13 protein-coding genes are annotated in these 4,926 nt (G+C 39.5%); 6 read left to right on the top strand and 7 right to left on the bottom strand.

Annotation, left to right across the window (positions count from 1 at the left end):
- The first annotated feature begins 62 nt into the window (after positions 1–62).
- Positions 63–344: a hypothetical protein gene (locus tag F6K49_RS35075; RefSeq protein ID WP_293104168.1), complete on the top strand. Its 282-nt coding sequence runs from the start codon at positions 63–65 to the stop codon at positions 342–344.
- Positions 345–396: 52 nt separating this feature from the next.
- On the opposite strand, the gene F6K49_RS35070 is transcribed toward F6K49_RS35075, so the two are convergent.
- From F6K49_RS35070 to F6K49_RS35055, 4 genes are all read right to left on the bottom strand, one after another.
- Positions 397–612, bottom strand: coding sequence for a type II toxin-antitoxin system HicB family antitoxin (locus tag F6K49_RS35070; protein WP_075901494.1), 216 nt, complete (start codon positions 610–612; stop codon positions 397–399).
- A 6-nt stretch (positions 613–618) separates the two neighbouring features.
- A complete protein-coding gene (locus F6K49_RS35065; protein WP_075901496.1) occupies positions 619–825 on the bottom strand; it encodes a type II toxin-antitoxin system HicA family toxin in 207 nt (68 codons plus the stop codon).
- 96 nt (positions 826–921) lie between these two features.
- Positions 922–1,143 (bottom strand): hypothetical protein, encoded by a 222-nt coding sequence (locus F6K49_RS35060; protein WP_293104163.1) that lies wholly within the window; start codon positions 1,141–1,143, stop codon positions 922–924.
- Positions 1,144–1,165: 22 nt separating this feature from the next.
- The gene (locus F6K49_RS35055) at positions 1,166–1,390 is read right to left on the bottom strand and encodes a hypothetical protein (RefSeq protein ID WP_293104160.1); all 225 of its coding nucleotides are present in this window, start codon (positions 1,388–1,390) and stop codon (positions 1,166–1,168) included.
- Between the two features lie 321 nt (positions 1,391–1,711).
- On the opposite strand from F6K49_RS35055, the gene F6K49_RS35050 reads away from it, so the two are divergent.
- The 3 genes from F6K49_RS35050 to F6K49_RS35040 all read left to right on the top strand — a co-directional run bounded on the left by F6K49_RS35050 (position 1,712) and on the right by F6K49_RS35040 (position 2,542).
- Entirely contained in the window at positions 1,712–1,957 is a 246-nt protein-coding gene (locus tag F6K49_RS35050; RefSeq protein WP_293047831.1) for a UPF0175 family protein, read from the top strand.
- Positions 1,954–2,247, top strand: a complete 294-nt coding sequence (locus F6K49_RS35045) for a DUF3368 domain-containing protein (RefSeq protein ID WP_293104157.1) — start codon at positions 1,954–1,956, stop codon at positions 2,245–2,247. Before F6K49_RS35050 ends, F6K49_RS35045 begins: the two co-directional genes overlap by 4 nt.
- An 88-nt stretch (positions 2,248–2,335) precedes the next feature.
- Positions 2,336–2,542, top strand: a complete 207-nt coding sequence (locus tag F6K49_RS35040) for a type II toxin-antitoxin system HicB family antitoxin (RefSeq protein WP_075898394.1) — start codon at positions 2,336–2,338, stop codon at positions 2,540–2,542.
- Between the two features lie 151 nt (positions 2,543–2,693).
- Here F6K49_RS35040 and F6K49_RS35035 read toward each other — a convergent pair whose 3' ends face one another.
- Positions 2,694–3,251: a Uma2 family endonuclease gene (locus F6K49_RS35035; RefSeq protein WP_293104154.1), complete on the bottom strand. Its 558-nt coding sequence runs from the start codon at positions 3,249–3,251 to the stop codon at positions 2,694–2,696.
- Positions 3,252–3,275: 24 nt separating this feature from the next.
- Positions 3,276–3,431, bottom strand: coding sequence for a hypothetical protein (locus tag F6K49_RS35030; RefSeq protein WP_293064864.1), 156 nt, complete (start codon positions 3,429–3,431; stop codon positions 3,276–3,278).
- A gap of 86 nt (positions 3,432–3,517) precedes the next feature.
- Between F6K49_RS35030 and F6K49_RS35025 the strand changes: the two genes are divergently transcribed.
- Positions 3,518–3,649: a hypothetical protein gene (locus F6K49_RS35025; protein ID WP_293020135.1), complete on the top strand. Its 132-nt coding sequence runs from the start codon at positions 3,518–3,520 to the stop codon at positions 3,647–3,649.
- A gap of 9 nt (positions 3,650–3,658) precedes the next feature.
- On the opposite strand, the gene F6K49_RS35020 is transcribed toward F6K49_RS35025, so the two are convergent.
- A complete protein-coding gene (locus F6K49_RS35020; protein WP_293020133.1) occupies positions 3,659–4,264 on the bottom strand; it encodes a hypothetical protein in 606 nt (201 codons plus the stop codon).
- Positions 4,265–4,679: 415 nt separating this feature from the next.
- Here F6K49_RS35020 and psb28 point away from each other — a divergent pair.
- Positions 4,680–4,926: photosystem II reaction center protein Psb28 (gene psb28, locus F6K49_RS35015; RefSeq protein ID WP_293104149.1), on the top strand; the 247-nt coding region annotated here is incomplete at its 3' end.

Below are 4,926 nucleotides of genomic sequence, written 5' to 3'. Positions count from 1 at the left end.
TCCTATAGCTAAGCTCAATCAATAATAATCAACACTCTGATCTCATCAAAACAATACTATCTATGGAAAACGTCAATCAAATCACTTTAAATTTACCCACAGATTTGCTGAAAACTACAGAAGAACTAATTCAGACAGGACTAGTAAAGAATCTTGAGGAATTAGTTGTATTAGCGTTACATCATGAAATTGTTAAACTTAAACAATTACAGCAACATAATCAACAGCTACCAGAAAATAGCAATGGTGTAGATGATCCCATTTGGGGACTCGGAGACAATCCAGTTGTAGGTGGAGTTAGTGATGCTTCTACATCTATTGATCAGTATTTATATAACTATTAATAATGAATTGCTTGTTTTTAGACACAAGCTATATACTTTTTTTACTCTTTAATTATACCGTGATTTTTGAAGAAATTAATAAAGGTAAATCTTTACCTCTAGCTTGGTAATCTTCTACCAAAAGCTCTAACACGTCTTTAGCATTTTTGAGAGCCTCTTCGTAGCTGCTGCCATGAGTATGAGCATAGGGACCAAATTCTGGCAAACTAGCAATGTAGGTTTGGTCTTGCTCTGACCATTGAATTAAGATACTATAGTGGTTTTTCATCTCTATTTATTTCTGTAAATTATCTAAGTCTCTGAGTATATTTTTAACAGCTTTTTCTTGGTATCTATTAGCGTCTTCTCCATCTTTGCCAGAGATAGTCAGACTATAGTTTAATAAAGGATGACTCCAAACTGTGTGACTGCCTTTACCTGAACGATAAGAGAAACCTGCTTTTTTTAGCATTGATTTTAGTTCTCTGATTTTCTTGGGCATTTAATTATTTTGGAAAAGTTATAGCGCTACGCGCAAGTCAGAAGGATTGAGGTAAACACTATCAGAAAAATATTTTTGCAAGAGGTCTAATCATTATTAGCTATATAGCTTAGAGCCTTCTGGACGAAAACTATCAAGAATTTGTTTGAATTTTTCTAAATCTTCCTGTCGAATTTTAGCTTCTTCTTGTGTGATTTCCTCTTCAAGGCGTTTTCTTAGCCATGCCAGAGCAGGTTGATTGAGTTTAATTTGTTCTTCGACAGTTTTCCCTCTATGTCTTAAGTAGGGACCAAAATGACTTTGAGTATTGGTTGCCATAGATCTTAACACCTTGTTTACTTCATGCTTTACTTAATTTAGTATAGCGCTTATCAATGCCCTTGCGGTTACGCTGGATTTGGTGCAGCAGGGGTTCAATAGCAGCAGTGAAGGGTTGACGAGGTAGATCGATATGCGATCGGCGTTCGCGAAGCGTGGCCAAAGGCCTCAGCCGCGCCAAAGGCGATCGCACAAAGGTACAGTCAAATTCAGCCAAGATATCTTCGATGGGTTTAGGGAAGGTCAAAATATTGGCTAAAGCTGTAAGGCTGTCCAGCTTTGAGAATGCGGCGGCGGTTCATTTGTAGAGTAACTTAACTACTATAATTTTACAGTATTTTTCAATGGGGTAAACTATAAAGTTATGGGTTTTAGGGAATCGGGAGTCGGGAATCGGGAGTAGGGAGTAGGGAGTAGGGAGTAGGGAAGAGATAAGAGTTAATCAACGATAGAGGAATTATGATTAGCCTGACTGGGTGTGGCGTGGATGGGTGTTATAATGCAGTTGAAGTTTCTGATAAAATTAAAGTAACTGTTGATAATCGACTAATTACTTATCAGTGTAGCTATGAGTGTAGTTATCCCTGACGATATTGTCCAAGCTAGCCAAATGACTGAGGGTGAGTTCAAACTTGAAATTGCCCTGATGCTGTATAAGCAAGACAAAATTAGCAGTGGCAAAGTCCGTGCCTGGACGGGGTTAACCGTGATTGAATTTCAGCATGAACTTGCCAAGCGCGGTTTAGATTTGAATTATGATGTTGCTGATTTTGAAGCAGACCTTAAAACCCTACAATCGATGAGTTTGCTGTGATTATTATTAGCGATACATCACCCATTACTAATCTAGCAGGCATCAATCAACTTAACCTCTTGCATCGCTTATATGCTTCTGTTTTGGTACTGATGGATGAGCGACGGGGACGAACAGTTGCTCAAGAATTGGGGTTAACTATTGTGGGGTTACTGGGCATTCTGGTGCAAGCCAAGAAAAGTAATTTAATTCCGGCGGTTAAACCATTAATGGATCAATTGATTGAAACAATGGACTTTCGTATTAGTTCTCAATTGTACCACGCAATTCTCCAAGCTACCGATGAATAAAGTACATTATAAAATTAAAAGAGGCAGGACTTTATCCTTCTTGGGTTTTAGGGAGTTGGGAGTCGAGAGTCGAGAATAGAGAAGAGCCATGAAATATAGCATTTTAATTCAATGGTCAGAGGAAGATAACTCTTATGTGGCTAGTTTACCCGAATGGGGTAACTATGCTCGTACCCACGGTGACACCTATGAGGAAGCTCTTGAGAATGCTAAGGAAGTTTTAGAGGATTTGGTATACGCCTATAGCCAAGTTAATAAAGAGTTACCAACTCCAAAGATACTAGAGGTAGCATGAAATTAGCCTAAAACTAAGCATTTACCTATTATAGCAATTCTACGACTTGTGAGGTACTATCTAGGTTTTAGGGAGCAGGGAGCAGGGAGCAGGGAGCAGCGCTGCATCGCTATTGCCTATTGCTAGCATGCCTATTGCCTATTGCCTTGCGCTATACATCTTCATACAAAGCCTCAAGACTAGTTCTAAAATCCACAGTTTCTAGATGAATCTCACTGCCCGGATAATAAAATTGCAATGTCCAAACTCCCTCGGAATTCCGGCGAAAGCAATCTAAGCGTTTACGATTTTGGCTAATTAAAACATATTCCACCAAGGTTTCTAACTGTTGATAGTCAGAAAATTTGTCACCCCGGTCAAACGCCTCAGTCTTGGGAGATAAAACTTCTACAATTAAACAAGGATATTTTTTATAATTAGCCAATTCTCGGTCTCTGGCATCGCAAGTCACCATAACATCAGGATAATAATAACTATTGGATGCTTCAACATAAGTTTTCATATCTGCCATATAAACCCGACAGCCAGTGCCCCTGACATGATTTCTTAAGGCTGAAGCCAGGTTAAGGGCAATAGTAACATGGGCATCACTAGCGCCAGCCATAGCATAGACTTCTCCATCAATATACTCATGTTTGATGGCACTATCTTCTTCGTAGGATAGATACTCTTCTTTGGAAATGTAATTGGGGATTTTATCAGCAATCATGATAGTTTCAATACAGTGACTTTATTAGTATAGAATAAAGGGAGTAGGGAGTAGGGAGTAGGGAGTAGGGAGTAGGGAGTAGGGAGTAGGGAGTAGGGAGTAGGGGAAAGAGTGTGGGGAGTGTGGGTAGAGAGGATACTGAAGAAGTAATTTTCGATAATTGGGTATAGTTAAAGACATTGTATTGATGCAGTCGATCATCGATATCTGATGATATTATCGCCTCCTTAATCAAAACTCGTTGATCATACTTTTAAATAAAAGTAATGGTTGAGAGCAAGGATAAATTTAAACTAAAAATTGCGATCAGCGCGTTTTTCATACTTATATTCCTATTCTCTATTCCCGATTCCCGATTCCCGATTCCCGACTCCCTAATTAAAAACCACTATAATTAATTAACCGTTTCAATTCATAATCCCCACTAAAATTTCCAGCAACTCGGTTAGCTCTTCTGGGACGAGGTAGCGCTTGGGGTCTTGTTGTATGGAACGTTCTTGGCGATTAAAAGTACCGAAACGCCAGTCTTCTCCGGTGGTAACAATGCCATACAAAATTCTCTGGTCAGACTGGAGCCACTGATCAAGGGCAACCAACTCCACCGCCAGTTGAGTGAAGCCCCGTACCAGATCAGATTGTTTGGCTTCTATCACAATCACGTTATGGTTAGCAATATAATAATCTAAGGTTCCCCGCAGGTGTTCGCTAACTGCAATAGAATATTCAATGTAAATGCGGTGATTAGTTAGATCCACTACTTCAAACAGAATTGGTGCGATCAAGGCTTCGCGACGGGCAGTTTCGTTGATCAGCTCGATGCGCTTGCGGTTACGCTGGAGTTGGTGCAGCAGGGGTTCAATAGCAGCAGTGAAGGGTTGACGGGGAAGATCGATATGCGATCGCACAAAGGTACAGTCAAATTCAGCCAAGATATCTTCTAGGGTAAAGGGAAGGTCAAAATATTGGCTAAAGCTGTAAGGTTGTCCAGTTTTAAGAATGCGGCGGCGGTTCATTTGTGGTTAGTCTTCCTTGGTTTTGAGGAAATTCGGAGCAGGGACTTAATAGCAATAGTAAAGAAAGCAAGCTACTTTTTTATGTTATGATAAATTACCAAAATTGCTCATAAACTTTTTATCAAAAATATACCTATATTTTATCATTAAATATCCTCAATTAACTGGAAATAATAGCAAAAATAATTGCTTAGCAAAAGTGTTGTAAATCATAGGAAGTAAATCCAAAAAATACCAATTAAAGTAGGCTGAGCAAAGCCATCTAATCTAGTTCCCTACTCTCTACTCCCCACTCCCTACTCCCCACTCCCCACTCCCTACTCCCTACTCCCTACTCCCTGTTACCTATAAAAATAATTTTGTCAACCCCTCCCAAGGCGATATACTAAAATTTAACGATGTTTTTATATTTCAAATGAACTCCTCAACACCATCCATCCAATTCTTTGACGGTATTTATGAACAGCTGAGTGACGTCAGCCTCAGAAAAAACCGAAGCTCAGGAGCCCGCATCGTCTTAATGACCTTTGAAAGCTTAAAGGCTATTGAACAATTCAACAGTTATAGAAACCGATTTTCTCAATCAATGGTCTTAACAGACGAAGAAGGGGTCATTAATATGACTCCATCCTCAATAAAATTTCGCTTCGGTGGTCCAGAAG

Source organism: Moorena sp. SIO3I6, assembly GCF_010672095.1.
This window is presented reverse-complemented; position numbering and strand designations above follow the sequence as displayed.

Bases quoted from the DNA above. Each gene is read 5' to 3' on its own strand.
- F6K49_RS35075 (WP_293104168.1), top strand. From the start codon at position 63: ATGGAAAACGTCAATCAAATCACTTTAAATTTACCCACAGATTTGCTG.
- F6K49_RS35070 (WP_075901494.1), bottom strand. From the start codon at position 612: ATGAAAAACCACTATAGTATCTTAATTCAATGGTCAGAGCAAGACCAA.
- F6K49_RS35065 (WP_075901496.1), bottom strand. From the start codon at position 825: ATGCCCAAGAAAATCAGAGAACTAAAATCAATGCTAAAAAAAGCAGGT.
- F6K49_RS35060 (WP_293104163.1), bottom strand. From the start codon at position 1,143: ATGGCAACCAATACTCAAAGTCATTTTGGTCCCTACTTAAGACATAGA.
- F6K49_RS35050 (WP_293047831.1), top strand. From the start codon at position 1,712: ATGAGTGTAGTTATCCCTGACGATATTGTCCAAGCTAGCCAAATGACT.
- F6K49_RS35040 (WP_075898394.1), top strand. From the start codon at position 2,336: ATGAAATATAGCATTTTAATTCAATGGTCAGAGGAAGATAACTCTTAT.
- F6K49_RS35035 (WP_293104154.1), bottom strand. From the start codon at position 3,251: ATGATTGCTGATAAAATCCCCAATTACATTTCCAAAGAAGAGTATCTA.
- F6K49_RS35030 (WP_293064864.1), bottom strand. From the start codon at position 3,431: ATGTCTTTAACTATACCCAATTATCGAAAATTACTTCTTCAGTATCCT.
- F6K49_RS35025 (WP_293020135.1), top strand. From the start codon at position 3,518: ATGGTTGAGAGCAAGGATAAATTTAAACTAAAAATTGCGATCAGCGCG.
- F6K49_RS35020 (WP_293020133.1), bottom strand. From the start codon at position 4,264: ATGAACCGCCGCCGCATTCTTAAAACTGGACAACCTTACAGCTTTAGC.